A 20213-nucleotide genomic window follows, 5' to 3' on the forward strand; every position below is an offset into this window, starting at 1 on the left:
TCCCATTCCGAACACAGAAGTTAAGCCCACCAGCGCCGATGGTACTGCTAACGCGGGAGAGTAGGCCGCCGCCAGTTTTTATTTTATTTTTAAAAATCCTTTATCATAACGATAAAGGATTTTTTTTGTTTTATATCCAAAGAAGCTCTCAGCGGACTTCTTTATTTTTAATGGAATTTATTCTTTTTGATGAGAACGGGCTAAAGCCCGTCCCTATTGAATACTTTGTGGCTTAATACTCCTATTATCCCTTACTCTCTTTTATCCCAATTCCAATCCTGATCCTGTTCTTTTTTTAATTCCGGATTGCTCATTACTCATTACTCATTACTCATTACTAATCCCCCATACCCTAGCCCCGATAGCAGCGGTTACCCCGCAGCACAGCTGGAAGAGCAGAGGATTTAAGCGTAGCAGCGTACAGGCGTGAGGAGTATGAGCGGATAGCGGGATTAAGCTCCTGAAAATACACATTGAGAATTATTGATAATAAAAAACGCCTCAATTGCTTATTGAGACGTCTTTTAATTATCTTTTATAGGATTACTTATACCTGAATTACTCCTAAGTTGAATTTCTCAGTAATAGGGGCATGATTAGCCGCTTCTATTCCCATAGAAATCCATTTTCTTGTATCTGCCGGATTGATGATGGCATCGGTCCATAATCTTGCGGCAGCATAGGTAGCTTCTGTTTGTTTCTGATATCTTTTTGAAATGGTATCCAGAATTTCGTTGTGCTCTTCTTCAGAGATCTCTTTTCCTTGTTTTTTCAATGTAGATTCCTGGATCTGCGCCAATACTTTTGCAGCCTGTGCTCCTCCCATTACTGCTAAATCAGCCCATGGCCACGCAACGATAAGTCTCGGATCGTAAGCCTTTCCGCACATAGCATAGTTGCCTGCTCCATAAGAATTCCCTGTAATGATCGTAAATTTAGGAACTACAGAGTTTGATACGGCATTTACCATTTTTGCTCCGTCTTTGATAATTCCGCCGTGCTCTGATTTTGAGCCTACCATGAATCCGGTAACGTCCTGAAGGAAGATCAAAGGAATTTTTCTTTGATTGCAGTTGGCAATAAAACGGGTTGCTTTATCTGCTGAATCGGAATAGATTACACCGCCGAACTGCATTTCACCTTTACCGCTTTTTACCAGTTTTCGCTGGTTCGCTACAATTCCTACAGACCAGCCGTCAACTCTTGCCGTAGCACAGATGATGCTTTTCCCGTAATCCGGTTTATATTCTTCATATTCGGAGTTATCCACAAGACATTTAATAATTTCATAGGTATCGTACTGCTCAGCTCTGGAAACCGGCATGATTCCGAAGATGTTTTCCGGATTTTCTTTTGGCGGGAAACTTTCTATTCTGTCGAAGCCTGCTTTTTCAGTACTTCCGATAGACTTCATGATATTTTTGATTCTGTCTAAAGCATCTTTATCATCTTTAGCCTTATAATCGGTAACACCTGAAATAGAGCAATGTGTAGTAGCTCCTCCCAATGTTTCATTATCAATACTTTCACCGATAGCCGCTTTTACAAGATAGCTTCCGGCAAGGAAAATAGATCCGGTTTTATCAACGATCATTGCCTCGTCACTCATAATAGGAAGATAAGCTCCTCCGGCTACACAGCTTCCCATTACAGCAGAAATCTGGATGATTCCCATTGAACTCATCTTAGCATTGTTTCTGAATATACGTCCGAAATGCTCTTTATCCGGAAATATCTCATCCTGCATAGGAAGGTAAACACCGGCAGAGTCTACAAGATAGATGATCGGAAGTTTGTTTTCCATGGCAATTTCCTGGGCTCTCAGGTTTTTCTTTCCGGTGATCGGGAACCAGGCGCCAGCTTTTACTGAAGCATCATTGGCCACAACAATACATTGTCTTCCGGAAACGTAGCCAATCACTACAACCACTCCTCCGCTAGGGCATCCACCATGTTCTGCATACATTTCATAGCCTGCAAATGCTCCTACTTCTATGGAATCCGAATCTTTATCAAGAAGATAGTCTATCCTTTCTCTGGCAGTCATTTTACCTTCATCACGAAGCTTCTGAAGCCTCTTTTCACCGCCTCCTTTTTTAATTTCTGCGAGCAGGCGATTTATATCTGATAATTTCAATCTGTTCTGATCTTCCCGTTTGTTGAATTCGATGTCCATAAAATTTCAATTTTTTACGCTTAAAGATACTATTTTTATGAGGAATATGGATTGGATATAAAACAAGTGTTTAATACTTTGGTTTCTAGTAATTTGTGAAATTTTTAACAAAAAAATGTTTTTTAATAATTTATATTTTTTCTAACTTTACATCAGAGTAACAGAGGTGATATTCTCTGCTAAATACTCAGTTCCTAGTTTATTTTTTTAATAGTTTATTATTTGAAGGCCCTGAAAGTTTAACAAATTTTCAGGGTTTTTTTGTGGCCTGTAATACTTTCTGTATTCTATATAGTAAGGTTAGTGGGAGGATTTTTATATTCAGTATTTTTACAGGAATGAAGCCGACTTTTCCCTGAACTTTAAAAAGTTTTGCTTCCCTTCTTTGACCTGTTTTTTAGAAAATTAATAAAACAGATCCTGAATTAGTAAGTAAAACTATATAAAAAAGGTATTTGTCATTTTTTATTAATTTAAATTTGATTTTTTTATAAGATTTGTAAAAGCCTATTTGTAAATTTGCACATCAAAATTCAAAGAAGATAGGTTATGCATAAATTGGCGCTTTTCAGATTGCACTTAATAGTATTTTTATGGGGTTTCACTGCAATTTTAGGAAAACTGATTCATGCCAATGCCCAGATTCTGGTATTTTACAGAATGCTGTTTGCTGCTGTTTTCCTTTTTGTATTCATCAGGGTATTTAAGAAAGAAAGCATCAGGGTTTCCAAAAAAATATTCTTCCAGCTGGCAGGAATAGGAGTGGCAATGGCACTTCACTGGTATTGCTTTTTTTATTCAATCAAAGTTTCCAATGTGTCCATAGCATTAAGCTGTCTGTCGTTATCCACACTTTTTGCTTCGATCCTGGAGCCTGTGATTTTTAAAAGAAAAATTGATGTTTCGGAAGTCGTTATGGGAACCGTCATTGTAGCCTGTATCTTATTGATATTTAAAACAGAGTTTCATTTTAAAGAAGGTATCATCTACGGAATCCTATGTGCCGTTTTCGGAACTATTTTCTCGGTGTTTAACGGTAAGATGTTTGGAAAAACCAGTTCAGAGAATATTATATTTTATGAAATCTTCTGCGGTTGGTTCGTTTTAATGCTATTTTATCTGCTTTCAGGCCAAATTTTTCAAATGAATGAAATAAACTACAGGGATCTGGCGTTAATATGCTTGTTAGCAAGTGTTTTCACTGCTTTTCCGATGCTGGAATCCGTGAATTTAATGAAGTATATATCACCTTTTACGCTAATTTTAACAGTTAATTTGGAACCTGTCTACGGAATTATACTAGCTTTTTTTATCTTTGGGGAATCAGAACATATGAGCCCTATATTTTATATTGCTTCAGGTGTTATGATACTGGCAATCATTGCAAACGGATTAATTAAAGCCAGGAAAAATAAAAACTTTAACTAAGCATCAAATTTATATGATGAAAAAATATTTTTTACTTGCATTTTCACTGCTCTTTGGGATTTCTCAATCTCAAATTGTCAGAAAGTATTCTAATGAATTCTTAAATATTGGAGCAGGTGCAAGAGGTCTGGCTATGGGAGGAGCGGTAATCTCCAATCAGGATGATGTGTATTCCCCTATGTGGAACCCCGCAGGTTTGATGTCTATCGAAAGAGACTGGCAGGGAGCAGCCATGCACGCCGAATACTTTGAATCAATTGCCAAATATGATTATCTGGCTTATGCGAAAGTAATGGAAGAAGGTGTATTTGGCGTTTCGGTAGTGAGACTTGGGGTAGATAATATTTTGAATACCACTCAGATGATCGATTCTGAAGGGAATATAGATTATGATAAAATCACAAAATTCTCACAGTCTGATTATGCTGCCATTCTTTCTTATGCGTTCAGACCGGGAGGAAATCCGAAGCTGGATGTAGGGGTGAATGCCAAGATTGTCTATAGAAATGTAGGGAAATTTGCCAACGGATATGGTTTTGGTTTTGATGTGGGTGCTATTTATAAGGCCGACAACGGATGGAAGTTCGGGGGAATGGTTCGTGATATCACCACTACGGTAAACTTTTGGAGCGTGAATCAGAAAGAACTTTCTACAGTGGTAAACGGGGAAGAATTTAACCCGGCACCGAAAGATAAAATGGAGCTTACGATGCCTAAGCTGAATGTGGGAGCAAGTAAACTGTTTGAGATCAACAGCAGTGTGTATGTATTGCCGGAAGCCGGTATCAATGTAGATTTTGCGAAGACCGCTTCTTTGATTTCAACAGATTTTGCAAGTATCAGCCCGTATGCCGGAGCTGAATTAGGCTACCAGAAAATGATTTTTGTGAGATTGGGGATCAACAGGTTCCAGTCGATTACAGATATAGAAGACCTTAAAAGAAAAGTTTCTTTTCAGCCAAGTGCGGGGATCGGAATACGATACAGAGGGCTTACACTGGATTATGCAATTACCAATTCAGGGATAGGCGGATCTAATTTTTATTCGAACTTCTTCTCGCTGAAACTGGATATGGGAGCATTCAGAAATGATTAAATTGGGAAAAATGAAAAAGATTTCAGTGTTGGTGTTGGCAATTTGCTCAACAGCCGTTTTTGCACAAAAAGTGTCAGATTATAAATATGTGGTGATTCCTGAAAAGTTTCAGACCTTTAAAAACAGCAGCTTTGGACTGGAAGCGTCTTTGGCCAAAGCATTAAAGGGAAAGAAATATGAAGTTTTAACGGAAGCTATGGACACGTGGCCTGCTGAAGCAAGAGATAACTCATGTAATGTAGTAAATGCTGAAGTCATCAATGATAAAAGCTTATTTACCAATAAAGTGATCTTACAGTTTAAAGATTGCAGCAAAAAAGTGATTTTTGAATCCAAAGGGCGTTCAGATATCAAAGAATTCGAAGAAGGATTTGCTGATGCTTTAAAACAGGCTTTAACAACGGTAGGGAATTCCAGCCCGGTTGCCATGCTGCCGGCCCGTACTTCAGAGGTTACTCAGAACGTTCAGAAAACAGTTTCAGAATCACCGGTGTCTTCAGCTGCTCCGTCGGCTAATATCTATTCCAATGGGAAATCAGAACTTCAGAAAATCCAGGTGGATAACAGTCAGTTTATTTTAGCAAGTTCCGGAAGCTCTGTACCATTTGCTGTTTTTAAAACAACATCCAAAAAAGATGTTTTCATCGTGAAACTTGCTGATGGTAATACAACCATAGGATATTTTGAAAACGGTAATATTGTAATAGATATACCGCAGGCAGATGGAAGATCTTCGAAAGAAGTTTTTAAAGGAAAATAAATTATAAAATCAATAATCAATATAAAAGGCTCTTCAAAAAAGAGCCTTTTACGTTATATATGCTGATGTGTTTTTCATTTTTTGGATATTTAAGGAGACAACTGCTTTTTTGATTTAATAAAATAAATCATTCTACAACATGGAAAAAAGGTGATGGGATTATATTAACAGAAAAATTTTCATAGTATTATTGTTATTAGTTAATAATACTAATTTACATAAAATTTACAAATAATAATATTATTTTTAAAAATATTTATTTATTTGAGTGTTTTGTTGTGATTTTTATGTAAAAACGTTGGTGTTTTTAACTTTTAGTCTCTCTTAATTGAATTAAAAATAATGCCTGAAGCCCTATAAAATCTTTGTTTTATTGGAATTGCTAATGAGCGTTGAAAAACTCCCAGATTACCTTTGCTTTGCTTTTTCCCAGGATTTCTTCCAGCGTTTCCAGATTAGACTCCTTGATACGTTTTACGGATTTTAATCTGGAGAGCAGCAATTCAATGGTTTTTTCTCCTACCCCCGGGATTTCCTCCAGTTCGGATTTTATAGTAGAATTTTTTCTTCGGGTTCTGTGATGCTTTACCCCAAAGCGGTGCGCCTCATCACGTACACGCTGAAGGATCTTCAATGTTTCGGATTTTTTGTCCAGATACAAAGGAATAGGATCTTCCGGGAAGAAAATCTCTTCAAGCCTCTTGGCGATTCCTACAATGGTAATCTTTCCGTAAAGTCCCAGTAGCCTTAAACTCTTTACAGCAGAAGATAGCTGCCCTTTTCCACCATCGATAAGGATCAGCTGTGGGAGACTTTCCCCCTCATCCACCATCCTTTTGTAGCGGCGGTAGATCACCTCTTCCATCGTAGCGAAATCATTGGGCCCTTCTACAGTTTTGGGATGGAAGATTCTGTAGTCAGCCTTGCTGGGTTTTCCGTCTTTGAAAACAACACAGGCAGAAACCGGATTGGTTCCCTGAATATTGGAGTTATCAAAACCTTCAATATGTCTTGGCTCTACAGGCATTCTCAATAATTTCTGCATTTCAGCCATGATTCTGTTGGTATGCCTTTCAGGATCTACGATCTGAACCTGTTTCAGTTTCTCCAGACGGTATTCTTTCGCATTCTTTTCAGAAAGCTCTACGATTCTCTTTTTATCTCCAACCTTCGGAACAATCAGTTTCACATTCGGAATTTCTACCGATAAATGAAAGGGAAGCAGCACCTCTTTAGAATCCGAACCGAATTTCTGACGGATCTCAATCAAAGCTTCCTCCATAATATCTTCATCTGTTTCCTCCAGGATCTTTTTGATCTCTGTAGTGAAACTCTGGATGATATTCCCGTTTCTGATCTTGAAGAAATTGACGTAAGCCGCTGTTTCATCACTGGTCATACCAAAAACATCCACGTCATCAATATTAGGATTTACAACCGTATTTTTAGCCTGATAATCTTCCAGAATATCCAGTCTTTCCTTAATGATCTGGGCTTCCTCAAACTGAAGACCGGAGGCCAGTTTCATCATCTGATTCACCAGATAATCTTTGGCTTTACGGAAATCTCCTTTGATGATCCCACGGATGGCATCTATCTTTTCGTCATATTCCTCTTTGCTTTCAAGATCTTCACAAGGTCCTTCACAGTTTTTGATATGATATTCCAGACAGACTTTGTACTTACCTTCCGCAATTTTTGCAGGTGCAAGATTCAGGTTACAGGTTCTGAGTTTATAGATATGCTTGATGGTGTCCAGTAAAATCTTTGCAGGTCTTACCTTTGCATAGGGACCATAATATTCCGATCCATCCTTGATCACGTTTCTGGTCAGGAAAATTCTCGGGAAATCTTCGTTTTTGATACAGATCCAGGGATAAGTCTTGTCATCTTTAAGCATGACATTATAGAAAGGCTTATGTTCTTTGATCAGGTTGTTTTCCAGTAAAAGGGCATCATATTCACTGTTCACAATGGTCGTTTCCAGACGCTGGATCTTGCCCACCATTATTCTGATTCTGTATCCCGAAAGATTTTTATTAAAATAGGAGAGTACCCTCTTTTTCAGATTTTTAGCTTTGCCTACATACAAAAGCTGTTCGTTTTTATCATAATAACGATAAACGCCGGGTTCAGATGGTAAGGTTTTGAGCTGTAATTCTAAAGAAGGATTCATATAACAAAATTAAGCAATCTTTCCCTATTTAAAAAAAGAAAAACCTGCATCTTAATCTGCAGGTTTATATTGTATAATGGAGTCTTTTGAATTATCCGTTTGTCATGGAAGTATATTCGTTTACCAGGAAGCTTAAATAATCCCATTCCACGGAATTTTTAGGATACTTTTTCATGAATTCCTGATTATCTCCGAAAAGGAAATCATAGTTGTCTTCAAAATCATCTTTATGAAGCCAGATTACCTTATCCCCTTTCTTTACATAATAAGATTTGATCACACCACCACCCAGCTGAGGAGAGCCCATGACAGAGAATCCTGTTGTTTCTTTAGCTCTTGGATCATGGTAAACGGAAATAATATCATCAAAACCAGGGTTGATCACCTGCATCAGAAATTCCTTTTCATCCTTTTTATTCTTTAAGGAAACCGTCTGGTTGACAAAATAAATCCTGTCATTATTGGTTGTCTTTGTCAGTTTTTTCGTTCCGTAATTTCTGATGTTTCCCATATACTTGGCCACTTTTGCAAATTTTTCTGCATTGCTTGGGTATACATACATTTCATTGATCTGATCTGCATTGAATATAGCATTCTTTTTGGTCACACTGTCTTTGATGGCCACTTCGTAGATCTGTCCCTTTTTTGTTTCGATCTTGTTACAAAACCCTTTGTAAGTGGTTCCGTCCTTTAAAATGATGGTAGATGTTTTTTTGGGTGATGGAGTATTAAAGCCTTCATTGAAAAGATAAGTCTCCATTTTTTTGATGTCTTCCTTTGAGTATTTTACTTTCTGTGCGAAAGCTGTGGTACCGGCAATGCATAAAGCAAGCAGTAAAGATTTCAGTCTCATGTTTATTGTTTTTAATTTTCGGGGGTAAAAATAATAAATTAATTCGCTTCTTTTTATAAAAATATGGAAGCGTGAAATTTAGTTTCTCCAATTATCGTTAAATGCTTAATTTTAAGGAAATTTTTTAGAAATGATATACGGAGTAGACGTTTTTACTTTCCATGATGTTCTGGAAATATGTAAAAAACCTAATAAAGCCAAGCTGAACAAAGCTGCAAAAGAACAGATCTTAAAATCTCAGAAAAACGTACAGAAAATAGTAGAGTCCGATCGATGTGTTTATGGAATCAATACCGGATTCGGACCACTGTGCGATACCAAAATATCAGCTGATGAAACAGCACTGCTACAGTATAACCTTATTATTTCTCATGCAGTAGGAGTAGGAAAGCCTATTGATAAAGAACTTTCCAAAATCATGATGATCGCCAAGGTACATGCATTGTCAAAAGGATTTTCAGGAGTTTCTCTGGAAGTGATCGAGAGAATGATCCTGATGCTGGAGAAAGATATTATTCCTGTGGTGCCTGAACAGGGATCTGTGGGAGCTTCCGGTGACCTTGCTCCATTAGCGCATCTTGTATTGCCTTTACTTGGATTAGGACAGGTTTGGGAAGGAGATCAGGTTTCCGATACCTTGGAGGTTTTGGAAAAGCATAATCTGGAACCGTTAGCTTTAGGCCCTAAAGAAGGATTAGGATTAATCAATGGAACGCAGTTTATTTTGGCCCATTCCATTAAAGGATTGGAAAAATTTGAATATCTGCTTGACCTTGCCGATATGACTGCTGCAATGAGTATTGAAGCCTATAGAGGTTCTGCAAGCCCTTTCAAAAAAGAACTTCACGAGATCAGACCTTTTGAAGGAAGTAAAAAAGTGGCGGCAAGAATGCTTAAATTCTTAAAAGGATCAGAAAATTTGAAAGCTCATGAAGACTGTGAGAGAGTTCAGGATCCTTATTCCATGAGATGCGTGCCACAGGTTCACGGAGCAAGCAGAAATGCATTTGAGCACCTTAGAAACATGGCAGAAACGGAATTGAATTCTGTGACCGATAACCCAATCGTATTAAGTGCAGAAGAATCTATCTCGGGAGGAAACTTCCACGGACAGCTGATGGCTTTACCATTAGACTATGCGACACTGGCTGCTGCTGAATTAGGAAATATTTCAGACAGAAGAAGCTATTTACTGCTGGAAGGAAAATACGGACTTCCAAGATTATTGACGGAAAGCTCAGGATTAAATTCAGGATTTATGATTCCGCAATATACTTCTGCAGCTTTGGTAACAGAGAATAAAACATTATGCTTCCCGGCATCGGCAGACTCTATTCCTACAAGTTTAGGACAGGAAGACCACGTTTCTATGGGAAGTATCTCCGGAAGAAAGTTCAATCAGGTTCTTGGAAACCTGGTCAATATCTTATCCGTTGAATTAATGTTTGCAGCCCAGGGGCTGGAATTCAGAAGACCTTCCAAATGTTCTAAAATTATTGAAGAGAACTTTGCCATCCTTCGTTCTAAAGTGGCTAAACTTGAAGACGACAGGCTGATCGGTAAAGATATGCTGGCTATTGCTGAACTGATCAACGAAAGAAAATTCGTTGTCAACTAAAACATACAACAAAAGCTTCCGGAAAGGGAGCTTTTTGTTTTTCATTAATCTTTAAAATATAAAAAATGAAAATACTCAGAACAGATTCTGATCATCCTGATTTCCGGACTCTTATAAAATCCCTCGATGCTACCCTGGCTGAACACAATGGTGAGGCCGATGACTTCTTTGCTCAGTTTAATACAATAGATGCCATTAAAAACTGTTTGGTGGCTTATGTTGATGATACACCGGCAGCTTGTGGGGCATTCAAACCGTTCTCAGAAGACACGGTAGAGATCAAGAGAATGTTTACAGGTCCTGGATTCCGTAAAAGAGGATTAGGAGCAGCCGTGGTGAAAGAACTGCAAACCTGGGCAGCAGAATTGGGCTATCAGAAAGCAGTGCTGGAAACTTCTAAAGATCTGACTCCTGCGATTTCCGTTTATGAAAAAAACGGGTTTTACAAAATTCCCAATTACGGTCAATATATAGACGTTGACAGCAGCGTTTGCTACGAAAAAGTTTTGTAACCGGGAAACAGAAATTTTATTAAAAAAATAAGACATTTCCTGACTTTGGCTTTTGCTGTGAATACACAGATTTTTCTGTTATTCAACTGTTAAATTATAAATTCTCCCGTTCTACCGGAGATAAAATCCTTCTTCAAAAGATTTTTAAAGATCAAAACCTATGTCTCTATGTTGTTGAAAAAAAACAACATAGAGACATAGTATTTTTATTCCTTGTTCCTGGCAGAATTCAGATTATTAATATTCATGTAATGCTAAATTCATTATTTTAAAGGTTGTAATTCCCGGCAAAGTGTTATATTGTGATACCAATCAAAATGAAAACATATGAAAAAAACTGTATTCCTCTTAGCAATATTTTTTGCTTTAAACTCTTGTAACAGAGAAGAACTTCAGAATGAAAATTCAAAAATAGAAATGGCTCAGAAAGATCCGCTGACCGAAAAGCAGATCAATGAAAGAATCAATCAGGCCATCAAAACGGACGGAAGCTTCAACTGGAAAAATGAATCGGATCATTTCGTATGGAGTGCTGTTTTCCGCGGAAACAGAATGGTATCCATAGGATTCGGTTCTTCTAAAGATGATTTTGACCGCAGCAAATCTCCGAACAATCAGGAAATGGAAAAGGAACTTTTATCGGTCATTAAAAAATATGAAGGAAAAGACGAAAGAAACTTTATTCTGCTTTCTGACCGGTATCTGAACCAGATGGATGTCATTATTGAGAAAGAAGAAACGATTGCTGCACTTCGCCAGATGAAAACAGTCCGTTATCTGGAGCCGGGAGACTATCATTATTTTGAAAATGAAAGCAAATACAATACGGCAGAGAAATCTTCAGGCAGCGGTTCATCAGGATGTGGATTTTCATCAACAGCTTTAAATACGGCAGATTATACTTCTACCACTCCGGGTGCCAAAATACCGTGGGCTTTTGCCAAACACAATATTCCTGATGCGTGGAGCTATAGTACAGGAGCCGGTGTTACCATCGGCCTGATCGATACGGGAGTTTCTCCAGAACAGGTATTGCTTGGGGGAAGCTTTAATAACGGAGCTTCTTCGGGAAGGACCATCAGCAAACTGGGAGTGTATAACTCAGACGGTTCGGGAGATCAGTGCGGCCATGGAACCAAAATGGCCTCTGTGATGGCTGCTCCGAGAAACAATGCAGGATTGCCTGTAGGCGTGGCTTATAATGCCAACCTTATTGCTTACAGGGCAGCTGCAAACGTTGTGCTGGAGACATCCAGTGAACAGACTGCGGTGAAAACAGCTTTTACTGAACTGGGAAATAATTCTAATGTGAAAATCATCTCTATGTCAATGGGACACATCTTTTCGGTGGGAAAGATTGAAGATGGTGTAAAATATGCGTATTCTAAAGGGAAACTTATCTTTTGTGCCGGTGGAACCTCTACCAGCTTTACAAACTTTGTAGGAGTGATCTTCCCGGCATCAATGTCAGAAACGCAGGCAATCACAGGAGTAAAAGAAGGAACTTCCAATCAGAAATGTGATGTTTGCCATTCCGGAAGCCAGATCGATTTTACCTTCCAGATGGAAAGAGCTTCAGGAAATACTGTTCCGGTTTTAAGCTACTATAACGGCCAGGCTGATTATGTGGGTGGTTCTTCAGTAGCTACAGCCGCTACAGCAGGAATTGCAGCTTTGGTCTGGGCTAAAAATCCGTCATGGACAAGAGAGCAGGTACTGAATAAAATGAGACAGGCGGCTACTTATTATCCAACTGCGAATTCCAGCTACGGTTATGGAAATATCAATGTTTTAAAAGCAGTACAATAGTACATTCATTCCATTATAATAAAGGGAACAGTTCATCTGAGCTGTTCCCTTTTTGTTTTTAATAAGGAGCATAAACACATAGGAGCTGACTTCCTAAAAATCTTTATAGTAAATAAATTATATAGAAATAACTTGTCCTGTGTGGTTGTTTTAATTTATCCAATCCTTACACTGGTCATACTTAAGGAACCCCCAATCAGCTCATCATTAAATAAAGACAGTTCTTCAGACTGATCTTTCAGTCCCAGCGTATAGAGTAGGGGCAGATAATGATCTGGAGTAGGAACGGCATACTGCAAAGATGTTCCTTGCTTCTGATAATCGATAATGTTCCGGAAATTTCCATCCAGAAGCCAGTTGTTGGTTTTTTCTCTTGCTTCTACAGCCCAGTCCCATCCGGCTCCTACGGTATTGATATTTTTCCAGTCGATCATACGGAGATTATGAACAATGTTTCCGCTTCCTATGATCAGAATTCCTTTTTCACGGAGCTTATTCAGCCTTTTAGCCAGATCATAATGATATTGCGGAGGCTTGGTATAGTCTATGCTTAGCTGGATGACAGGGATATCTGCATCAGGATACATATGTCTGATCACAGACCAGGCACCATGATCTAATCCCCAGCTGTGATCTTCTTCCACTTCAATCGGCAAGAGAAGTTCAGCCGTTTCATGGGCCAGTTCCGGACTTCCCGGGGCAGGATATTGTACCTCAAAAAGCTCTTTGGGAAAACCGTAGAAATCATGGATGGTTTTAGGCATTTCCATTGCGGTGACAAAAGTTCCCGGAGTATACCAGTGTGCAGAGATACAAAGAATAGCATTAGGCTTAGGAATCTCTGTAGCTGCCTTACGGAAGCCCTGTACAAATTGATTTTCTTCAATAGCATTCATGGGAGAGCCGTGTCCCAGAAACAGGACGGGCATTCTTTGTGTGCTGTTGAAGCCTTCACTTATATTTTGAAGATCATTAAGATTCATAATGAATGAAGATTAAAATTTTTTTAAAAAACACTGGAGTTTAAAGCTAAAGTATCCCTTTCGGCAAGGACTGTTGGCTTAAAAAACGTAAGTGCTTCAATAGAGATCAAAAACAAAGGGTTCAGGGTTTTAGTAAAATCCCTGAACCCTTTATTATGTATGTTAAAAATTATGCTTGTTTTACAAACTGTAATTCACCGGCAATTTTTACATCATCACTTACCATTACACCTCCTGCTTCCAGCGCTGCATTCCAGTTCAGTCCAAAATCTTTTCTGCTGATCTTTCCTTCAAAAGAGAAACCTGCTTTGGTATTTCCCCATGGGTCTACATTGATTCCTCCGAAGTCTACATCAAGCGTTACAGGCTTTGTAATCCCGTTGATCGTAAGGTTTCCGATCACCTGATCGTTCAGCTTCTGAGATTCGAAAGTAATGGTTGGATGAGCTTCGCAATTGAAGAACTCAGCAGACTTTAAGTGGTTGTCTCTGTCTGTATTATTGGTAAATACAGAATCTGTCTGGATTGTAGCAGTAGTTTTTGCGTTGGTAAAAGTATCATCTTCAGCTTCAATTTCTGCATTGAAGGTTCTGAAGTTTCCTTTTACGTTAGAGATCATCATGTGCTTTACTTTGAAAGTAATTTCACTATGTGTTGGGTCTAGATTCCATTTTGTTGCCATTGTATTGTGTATTTTGTTATTGTTAATGATGCAAATTTAGAACAGAACGACTATACAAATCATTGATATAGGATAAGAAATGCATCTGTAATCCCCAATAATGAATTACCATCAATGCAGCCGGCATTTCAGGGAGCTTTTTCCCGCTATCCACTCATACTCCTCGCTCCTGTGCGCTTCCATCACCTCATCCCATCTGTTATCCGTTTCATGCTGCGGGGTAACCGTTACTATTGGGGCTAGGGGGAACTTCTTCCCATATATCATTTGTCATTGCCAGGGATCAGATAATCTTTACCGAAAACAGGCGGTGATCAGTTTCATCGGAGATAAAATCCTTTTACAACAGGGTTTTAAAGCATTTTGTGATTCCCGGCAGCTTCCGTTCAATTCTAGTATTAAGTTAAGAAATAATTTCCTTCAGTTTATTAATTTCATTTTATGAATGTTTTATTTTAACGTTTCTTAACGGATGGTTTTTATTTCTTATTTTTGAGGGATTCAATTTTATACAATGAAATTACATAGATTTTCTTTATTGATGCTGGTTCTGGGAGGTTCAGTATGGGCCCAGACCCAGAAGTTTACCATGGCGGAGGCTGTAAATGGAATGAGAACCAACCTTGCAGTGAAAAATATTTCACAGTTTTCATGGGCTGCAGACAGCAAATCCTATATTCAGGCAGTAAAAGGCGGATATCTGATCACTGATCTGAAAACCAATAAACAGGATACCCTGGTATCTTTGTCACAACTGAACAGACAGTTTTCCAGTGACAAGCTGAAGGCTGTTCCTGCCATTAAATTTACCGGGACATCTCAGGGATATTTCAGCACAGCAGGGAAAATGTCGTGGATCGAGAAATCAGGAAACGACTGGAAAGTAAAAAATACGGCTTCAATAGACCCGGAGGCTGCCAATATAAAAATGTTGGGTGACGGTCAGACTTTTGCTTTTACAGTAAAGAATAATTTATTTGTCAATAAAAACGGGAAAACCATTGCTGTAACCAATGAAACCAATGAAAATATCATCAGCGGCCAGGCAGTTCACAGAAATGAATTCGGAATTGATACCGGAATTTTTCCCGCTCCGAACTCAGAAAGCATAGCTTTCTACAGGATGGATCAAAGCATGGTAGCCGATTACCCGATCATTGACTGGTCTGTAACGCCTGCCGTAAACCACAATATCAAATACCCGATGGCTGGGCAGACCTCTCATCAGGTAACATTAGGCGTTTTCAATATCAAAACCCAGGCAACCACATTCCTGAAAGTTGAAGGAGAAAAAGATCAGTATCTGACAGCCGTAACATGGAGTCCGGATTCAAAATACATCTTTGTAGCAGTACTGAACAGAGCCCAGAATCATATGAAAATGAATCAGTATGACGCCGCTACCGGAACACTGGTGAAAACCTTATTCGAGGAAACAGACAGCAAATACGTAGAGCCACAGCGTCCGCTTACCTTCTTTCCGAATTCCAATACAGACTTTATCTGGCAAAGTCAGAGAACAGGATACAATCACCTTTTCCACTACAGTCTGGAGAAAGGGTTGGTAGCACAGATCACAAAAGGAGACTGGCTGGTAACAGAAATCTTAGGATTCAATGAGAAGAAAAAGGAAATCTATTTTACATCCACTAAAGAAACTCCTTTAGAAAGACACCTGTATAAGATCAACTGGACGAATTTCAAAATGCAGAGACTGGATTCCGCAGAAGGAATGCATGCCGGAGTTCTGAGCAACGACGGAAATTATATTTACGATGCCTACAGCAATGCCAATACTCCAAGAGTTGCCAATATCATAAATACCGCTAATTTAAAATCTACGAATATCCTTACCTCTGAAAACCCATTAAAGAACTATCAGAGACCCGAAATTAAAAATGTAGAATTAAAAGCTGATGACGGAACACCATTGTACGGAAAGATCATACTTCCGACGAATTTTGATCCCAACAAAAAATACCCTACAATCGTTTATCTGTACAACGGGCCTCACCTACAGCTGATCACCAATACTTTCCCGGCGTCAGGAAACCTCTGGTATGAATATATGGCTCAGAACGGATACATCATCTTCACAATGGACGGAAGAGGTTCTGCCAACCGTGGGATGAAGTTCGAGCAGGCTGTTTTCAGAAACCTGGGAACAACGGAAATGAATGATCAGATGAAAGGAGTAGACTATTTAAAATCGCTTCCTTATGTAGATGCTGAGAAGATGGGAATTCATGGATGGAGCTTCGGAGGATTTATGACCACCAGCTTTATGCTTCGCAAACCCGATGTCTTCAAAGTTGGAGTCGCTGGAGGCCCTGTCATCGACTGGAGCATGTATGAGATCATGTACGGAGAAAGATATATGGACACTCCGCAGGAAAACCCACAGGGATATGCCACAGCAAACCTTCTGGATAAAGTTCAGAATCTGAAAGGTAAATTACTGATGATTCACGGGGCACAGGATGATGTTGTGGTATGGCAGCACTCCATAAAGTTCATCAAATCTGCGGTTGATAACGGGGTTCAGTTAGATTATTTTGTTTATCCGGGACATCCGCATAATGTGATCGGGAAAGACAGGGTTCACCTGATGCAGAAAATCACCGATTATTTTGATCAGTATCTGAAAAAATAAAACACGAAAGCTATCTCATCATGAGATAGCTTTTATTTTAATTATAGGGAAAAGAGCATAATTGCCTTCTGCCGGATCTTTGTATTTATCCTGTTTTTCGGAGCCCTTTATTTTGTTATTTTGGCATTTGATCTTACATTGTCTTACGTACCTTTACCTCCGGAATTTCCCCGGAAGGCACAATAAAGATAGCATTATCACTCACGGAGTCCCCTTCATCCAGATAATAGCCGGCCACGATAGGAATAATAAAACTCTGGTACTTTCCATCTTTAGTATATGCCCAATAGGTTACATTAACATTTTGAGGCTTCAGTTTTAACTCTAATCTTTTTGAAGTAAGTTTAGCACCGGTCGCATTGATACAGTCTAATTCCGCAATTTTAATGTCAGATATTACCTGTGGTGCATTAGACAATCTCACATTATAATTCTTACCTGATTTATTAACCAAAGTTGCAGAGACCTTGTAACGGTCAAAGCTTTTACCACCTACACTGATGGCTTCTTTATTCAGAATATTAAAGGTTATTGCCAAACCGCTGACATCCAATGTCGCACCGTCGGTAATCTTCTGGCCGTAAAACGGAGTTAAAGAAAGAAGAATAAAAAAAAGCGTTAGGAAAGATGATTTTTTCATAATAATAGTAATTAGAATGAATAGGCTTTTGAGGTATTTGATTCAAATATTTTTATGGAATTCGTTTCCGGAGTTTCTTTCGTTGCTTTGATCAAAGATGGGTTTGATGGATATTTACCGTTTGTATGGGTCAGCTTTTTCCAGGCATTGCCGTCCTGAATCCATAGAACTTTCCATCCGTTTTCTGTTTTTGAATCTATCGTAATGGGAGTTCGGGTCACAGTAAATCTGTTAATCAATTTCAGGTCACTATCAAGAAGGGCAAGGCTGCAGCCACCGGAACCGCAGAAATACGGAGTGAAAAAATTGATGAAAATTTCTTTTTTTCCATCATTATTCAGGTCGATCTCTGAGATGTTGAATTTTCTTTCTGCAGGAGCAATGGTCTTTAGATCTTCAGGTTTTAAGTATTGCGAATTGATATAATCTTTTACTTTTAACGCCAGTGAATCTTCGGAGGTTTTTACAGAGTCTTTAATTACCGGAACTGTAGTCTTGGTAGAATCTACGGACTGATCTGATGAAGGTTTTTCAGGTGTTTTACTGCAGTATACTAAAGTAAGCAGTATAGTACAGCTAAGGGATGCATTTAAAATAGATTTTCTCATTGTATATTTTGGGTACATAAATATAATCAGATTCAATTGAAATATGATTATGAATATTCAATAATGTTACCAAAGTACATCCGATACTGAAAATCTTCCCGGTTTTTTTGTTAGCCGGCTAGCTAAATATGGATCGTATTATCAGAATTGATCTGATTTAGAAGTGCATGTAAAAAACAACCGGAAATTTTGAAGCGGCTATATAAACTTACTCATAAAACTCTTTAATTACATAGTTCCCTTTATTGAGCCTGTCAAGTTCTTTCAGCAGATAATACCGGTGCAGAAAACCGGTCAGAACAACTATTTTTTTATGAGGATTTTTTACAGCTGTATTATAGATATTCTGAGCCATCGTCTGATTTCTCAGGTCCCAGAAACCAGACATTAATTTAAATCCTTCTCTGTAGCTTATTTTTTCACCATTAGGTTTAGTGGCAAACCGCTGTGCGAATTCCTTTCTGCTATCTGTGATTTTTATTAAATCCGTATATTGGGCATTCTGCCTTTTTTCAGAAATTTTGTCTGTCGTCTTATTATTGAAATGTTCGGGGGATAATTCTGCTGTTTTCATCAATTCCCTGGTGCTGTTCAGAAAACCTTCATACAGTTTTGTTTCCGCCTGCGACAGTTGTTTTGCTTTGTATAAACTGTCGATCAGTTTTACAGATAAGTTGTCCGCAGGTACCATACCTTTTTCTTTTCTATACTGATTCCTGTTTTCAAAATCAAAAGGAAGTCTCAGGGTTTCGGGATATTTTTTCAGATATAAATTACTCGCTGTAATCTCATTTCCTTTGATGCTTTTATCCGTTTCGTATTCTTTCATTCCCTGGCTGTCCACTTCATGGAGGATCACGTCAGGTTTGATCTTGTTGAGGATATCGAATAATATTTTGGGATGATAATTCGGAACACTGTCATGTATATTTCCGATTACATAGATCTCGGTTTTGTTCTGTGAGAAATAAAAATTAGTAAGCAGAAGTAGGAAAAGCGTCAGGGTGTATCTCATTTTCATAAAGTTATAGCCCTCAAATATAGAGAAGTTTACATCAGTGGCAAAAAGTAAATCGATATCTGCCTGAATCAGTTTCCGATCTTACCAAACATCAATGCTTCTGATTTTCGTTTACCGTAATTTTGTATCACTAAAAACAACAATATGGAATTAGGAATAGGAATGTTCGGAGACCTGGCTTTTGACCAGTCAACCGGAAAATATAGAGATGCAGGAATTAAAATCCGTGAAATACTGGAACAGGTAAAACTGATGGATGAGGTAGGCATTGATGTCTTTGCCATGGGGGAACATCACCGTCCGGACTACGCCGTTTCTTCACCGGAAATGGTATTGGCAGCGGCGGCAAGCATTACAAAAAATATAAAACTGGCAAGTGGAGTTACGGTGTTAAGTTCTTCAGAGCCTGTAAAAGTATATGAAGACTTTTCAACATTGGATCTGATCTCAGACGGAAGAGCGGAAATATTCGTAGGCCGGGGAAGCTTCATTGAATCTTTTCCTTTATATGGATATTCACTCAATGATTATGAACAGCTTTTCGATGAAAAGCTTGAACTCTTATTGAAAATAAATACTGAAGAGAACGTATCATGGTCAGGAAAACTGAGAGCTCCCATGCAGAATCAGACTGTTTATCCAAGAGCCAAAAATGACGGTAAACTGGCTATCTGGAGAGCTGTAGGAGGTACGCCACAATCTGTACTGAGTGCAGCACAGTTGGGAATGCCGTTGGTGGTAGCAATTATTGGAGGAATGCCCATCCAGTTTAAAAACCTGATTGAGTTCTATAAACAGGAATATCAGAAGGCGGGGCATGACGTTTCAAAGATGCAGATTGCCATTCATTCCCATACTTTTGTGAGTGATGACCAGAATGTGGTAGAAGGATATTTCCATACCTATAAATCACAAATGGATAGGATAGGAGCATCAAGAGGATGGGCACCTTATACCAAAATGCAGTATGATGGCGGAAGAAGCAAGGACGGAGCATTATTTATCGGCAGCCCGGCTGAGGTAGCAGATAAAATTGCCTACATGAAGGAGATCTTCGGGATTACAAGATTTATCGGGCACATGGACATTGGCGATCCGGCTCATGATATTATGATGAAGTCTATAGAGCTGTTCGGAAATGAAGTGAAACCTGTGATACAGGGATTGTAATAACAGGTATGAATTTATCCACAAAAGT

The 20213-nt window shown here is 38.7% G+C and carries 16 protein-coding genes and 1 rRNA gene; 9 read left to right on the forward strand and 8 right to left on the reverse strand.

Annotation, left to right across the window (positions count from 1 at the left end):
- Nucleotides 1-77, forward strand: a 5S ribosomal RNA gene (gene rrf, locus BBI00_RS23790); the annotation flags it as partial.
- Between the two features lie 470 nt (nucleotides 78-547).
- Here rrf and BBI00_RS19010 read toward each other — a convergent pair.
- On the reverse strand, nucleotides 548-2176 hold the full coding sequence (locus BBI00_RS19010) for an acyl-CoA carboxylase subunit beta (protein WP_065400441.1): 1629 nt from the start codon (nucleotides 2174-2176) through the stop codon (nucleotides 548-550).
- Nucleotides 2177-2725: 549 nt separating this feature from the next.
- Between BBI00_RS19010 and BBI00_RS19015 the strand changes: the two genes are divergently transcribed.
- The 3 genes from BBI00_RS19015 to BBI00_RS19025 are packed head-to-tail and all read left to right on the forward strand — an operon-like array spanning nucleotide 2726 to nucleotide 5460.
- Nucleotides 2726-3604 carry a DMT family transporter gene (locus BBI00_RS19015; RefSeq protein WP_065400442.1) on the forward strand — a complete coding sequence of 293 codons (879 nt, stop codon included), beginning with the start codon at nucleotides 2726-2728 and terminating at the stop codon, nucleotides 3602-3604.
- A 13-nt stretch (nucleotides 3605-3617) separates the two neighbouring features.
- Nucleotides 3618-4700, forward strand: a complete 1083-nt coding sequence (locus BBI00_RS19020) for a putative type IX sorting system protein PorV2 (protein ID WP_065400443.1) — start codon at nucleotides 3618-3620, stop codon at nucleotides 4698-4700.
- A gap of 10 nt (nucleotides 4701-4710) precedes the next feature.
- A complete protein-coding gene (locus tag BBI00_RS19025) occupies nucleotides 4711-5460 on the forward strand; it encodes a hypothetical protein (RefSeq protein WP_065400774.1) in 750 nt (249 codons plus the stop codon).
- Nucleotides 5461-5842: 382 nt separating this feature from the next.
- Here the strand turns inward: BBI00_RS19025 and uvrC are convergent, their stop codons facing one another.
- Complete coding sequence (gene uvrC, locus BBI00_RS19030; RefSeq protein WP_065400444.1) at nucleotides 5843-7636, reverse strand: excinuclease ABC subunit UvrC; 1794 nt, start codon at nucleotides 7634-7636, stop codon at nucleotides 5843-5845.
- Nucleotides 7637-7727: 91 nt separating this feature from the next.
- On the reverse strand, nucleotides 7728-8489 hold the full coding sequence (locus BBI00_RS19035; RefSeq protein ID WP_065400445.1) for a hypothetical protein: 762 nt from the start codon (nucleotides 8487-8489) through the stop codon (nucleotides 7728-7730).
- 130 nt (nucleotides 8490-8619) lie between these two features.
- Between BBI00_RS19035 and hutH the strand changes: the two genes are divergently transcribed.
- The 3 genes from hutH to BBI00_RS19050 all read left to right on the forward strand — a co-directional run bounded on the left by hutH (nucleotide 8620) and on the right by BBI00_RS19050 (nucleotide 12428).
- Nucleotides 8620-10107, forward strand: a complete 1488-nt coding sequence (gene hutH, locus BBI00_RS19040; RefSeq protein ID WP_065400446.1) for a histidine ammonia-lyase — start codon at nucleotides 8620-8622, stop codon at nucleotides 10105-10107.
- A gap of 65 nt (nucleotides 10108-10172) precedes the next feature.
- Nucleotides 10173-10619 carry a GNAT family N-acetyltransferase gene (locus BBI00_RS19045; RefSeq protein WP_065400447.1) on the forward strand — a complete coding sequence of 149 codons (447 nt, stop codon included), beginning with the start codon at nucleotides 10173-10175 and terminating at the stop codon, nucleotides 10617-10619.
- Between the two features lie 327 nt (nucleotides 10620-10946).
- Nucleotides 10947-12428 carry a S8 family peptidase gene (locus tag BBI00_RS19050; protein WP_065400448.1) on the forward strand — a complete coding sequence of 494 codons (1482 nt, stop codon included), beginning with the start codon at nucleotides 10947-10949 and terminating at the stop codon, nucleotides 12426-12428.
- 155 nt (nucleotides 12429-12583) lie between these two features.
- Here BBI00_RS19050 and ygiD read toward each other — a convergent pair whose 3' ends face one another.
- Both ygiD and BBI00_RS19060 read right to left on the reverse strand, forming a co-directional pair.
- Nucleotides 12584-13411, reverse strand: a complete 828-nt coding sequence (gene ygiD / locus BBI00_RS19055) for a 4,5-DOPA-extradiol-dioxygenase (protein ID WP_065400449.1) — start codon at nucleotides 13409-13411, stop codon at nucleotides 12584-12586.
- A gap of 169 nt (nucleotides 13412-13580) precedes the next feature.
- Nucleotides 13581-14093: a YceI family protein gene (locus BBI00_RS19060; protein ID WP_065400450.1), complete on the reverse strand. Its 513-nt coding sequence runs from the start codon at nucleotides 14091-14093 to the stop codon at nucleotides 13581-13583.
- A gap of 514 nt (nucleotides 14094-14607) precedes the next feature.
- Between BBI00_RS19060 and BBI00_RS19065 the strand changes: the two genes are divergently transcribed.
- Nucleotides 14608-16746 carry a S9 family peptidase gene (locus BBI00_RS19065; RefSeq protein ID WP_065400451.1) on the forward strand — a complete coding sequence of 713 codons (2139 nt, stop codon included), beginning with the start codon at nucleotides 14608-14610 and terminating at the stop codon, nucleotides 16744-16746.
- 133 nt (nucleotides 16747-16879) lie between these two features.
- Here the strand turns inward: BBI00_RS19065 and BBI00_RS19070 are convergent, their stop codons facing one another.
- The 3 genes from BBI00_RS19070 to BBI00_RS19080 all read right to left on the reverse strand — a co-directional run bounded on the left by BBI00_RS19070 (nucleotide 16880) and on the right by BBI00_RS19080 (nucleotide 19009).
- Nucleotides 16880-17386: a hypothetical protein gene (locus BBI00_RS19070; RefSeq protein ID WP_065400452.1), complete on the reverse strand. Its 507-nt coding sequence runs from the start codon at nucleotides 17384-17386 to the stop codon at nucleotides 16880-16882.
- An 11-nt stretch (nucleotides 17387-17397) separates the two neighbouring features.
- A complete protein-coding gene (locus BBI00_RS19075) occupies nucleotides 17398-17994 on the reverse strand; it encodes a hypothetical protein (protein ID WP_065400453.1) in 597 nt (198 codons plus the stop codon).
- 208 nt (nucleotides 17995-18202) lie between these two features.
- Nucleotides 18203-19009 (reverse strand): hypothetical protein, encoded by an 807-nt coding sequence (locus tag BBI00_RS19080; RefSeq protein WP_123902320.1) that lies wholly within the window; start codon nucleotides 19007-19009, stop codon nucleotides 18203-18205.
- 150 nt (nucleotides 19010-19159) lie between these two features.
- Here BBI00_RS19080 and BBI00_RS19085 point away from each other — a divergent pair, with 150 nt between their 5' ends.
- Nucleotides 19160-20185: an LLM class flavin-dependent oxidoreductase gene (locus BBI00_RS19085; RefSeq protein WP_065400455.1), complete on the forward strand. Its 1026-nt coding sequence runs from the start codon at nucleotides 19160-19162 to the stop codon at nucleotides 20183-20185.
- The last annotated feature ends 28 nt before the right edge of the window (nucleotides 20186-20213 follow it).

It is taken from the genome of Chryseobacterium arthrosphaerae (assembly GCF_001684965.1).
Classification (GTDB): domain Bacteria; phylum Bacteroidota; class Bacteroidia; order Flavobacteriales; family Weeksellaceae; genus Chryseobacterium; species Chryseobacterium arthrosphaerae.

What these genes read in the sequence shown, in the direction of transcription:
- BBI00_RS19010 (WP_065400441.1), bottom strand. Translation starts at nt 2,176, where the DNA reads ATGGACATCGAATTCAACAAACGGGAAGATCAGAACAGATTGAAATTA.
- BBI00_RS19015 (WP_065400442.1), top strand. Translation starts at nt 2,726, where the DNA reads ATGCATAAATTGGCGCTTTTCAGATTGCACTTAATAGTATTTTTATGG.
- BBI00_RS19020 (WP_065400443.1), top strand. Translation starts at nt 3,618, where the DNA reads ATGATGAAAAAATATTTTTTACTTGCATTTTCACTGCTCTTTGGGATT.
- BBI00_RS19025 (WP_065400774.1), top strand. Translation starts at nt 4,711, where the DNA reads ATGAAAAAGATTTCAGTGTTGGTGTTGGCAATTTGCTCAACAGCCGTT.
- uvrC (WP_065400444.1), bottom strand. Translation starts at nt 7,636, where the DNA reads ATGAATCCTTCTTTAGAATTACAGCTCAAAACCTTACCATCTGAACCC.
- BBI00_RS19035 (WP_065400445.1), bottom strand. Translation starts at nt 8,489, where the DNA reads ATGAGACTGAAATCTTTACTGCTTGCTTTATGCATTGCCGGTACCACA.
- hutH (WP_065400446.1), top strand. Translation starts at nt 8,620, where the DNA reads ATGATATACGGAGTAGACGTTTTTACTTTCCATGATGTTCTGGAAATA.
- BBI00_RS19045 (WP_065400447.1), top strand. Translation starts at nt 10,173, where the DNA reads ATGAAAATACTCAGAACAGATTCTGATCATCCTGATTTCCGGACTCTT.
- BBI00_RS19050 (WP_065400448.1), top strand. Translation starts at nt 10,947, where the DNA reads ATGAAAAAAACTGTATTCCTCTTAGCAATATTTTTTGCTTTAAACTCT.
- ygiD (WP_065400449.1), bottom strand. Translation starts at nt 13,411, where the DNA reads ATGAATCTTAATGATCTTCAAAATATAAGTGAAGGCTTCAACAGCACA.
- BBI00_RS19060 (WP_065400450.1), bottom strand. Translation starts at nt 14,093, where the DNA reads ATGGCAACAAAATGGAATCTAGACCCAACACATAGTGAAATTACTTTC.
- BBI00_RS19065 (WP_065400451.1), top strand. Translation starts at nt 14,608, where the DNA reads ATGAAATTACATAGATTTTCTTTATTGATGCTGGTTCTGGGAGGTTCA.
- BBI00_RS19070 (WP_065400452.1), bottom strand. Translation starts at nt 17,386, where the DNA reads ATGAAAAAATCATCTTTCCTAACGCTTTTTTTTATTCTTCTTTCTTTA.
- BBI00_RS19075 (WP_065400453.1), bottom strand. Translation starts at nt 17,994, where the DNA reads ATGAGAAAATCTATTTTAAATGCATCCCTTAGCTGTACTATACTGCTT.
- BBI00_RS19080 (WP_123902320.1), bottom strand. Translation starts at nt 19,009, where the DNA reads ATGAGATACACCCTGACGCTTTTCCTACTTCTGCTTACTAATTTTTAT.
- BBI00_RS19085 (WP_065400455.1), top strand. Translation starts at nt 19,160, where the DNA reads ATGGAATTAGGAATAGGAATGTTCGGAGACCTGGCTTTTGACCAGTCA.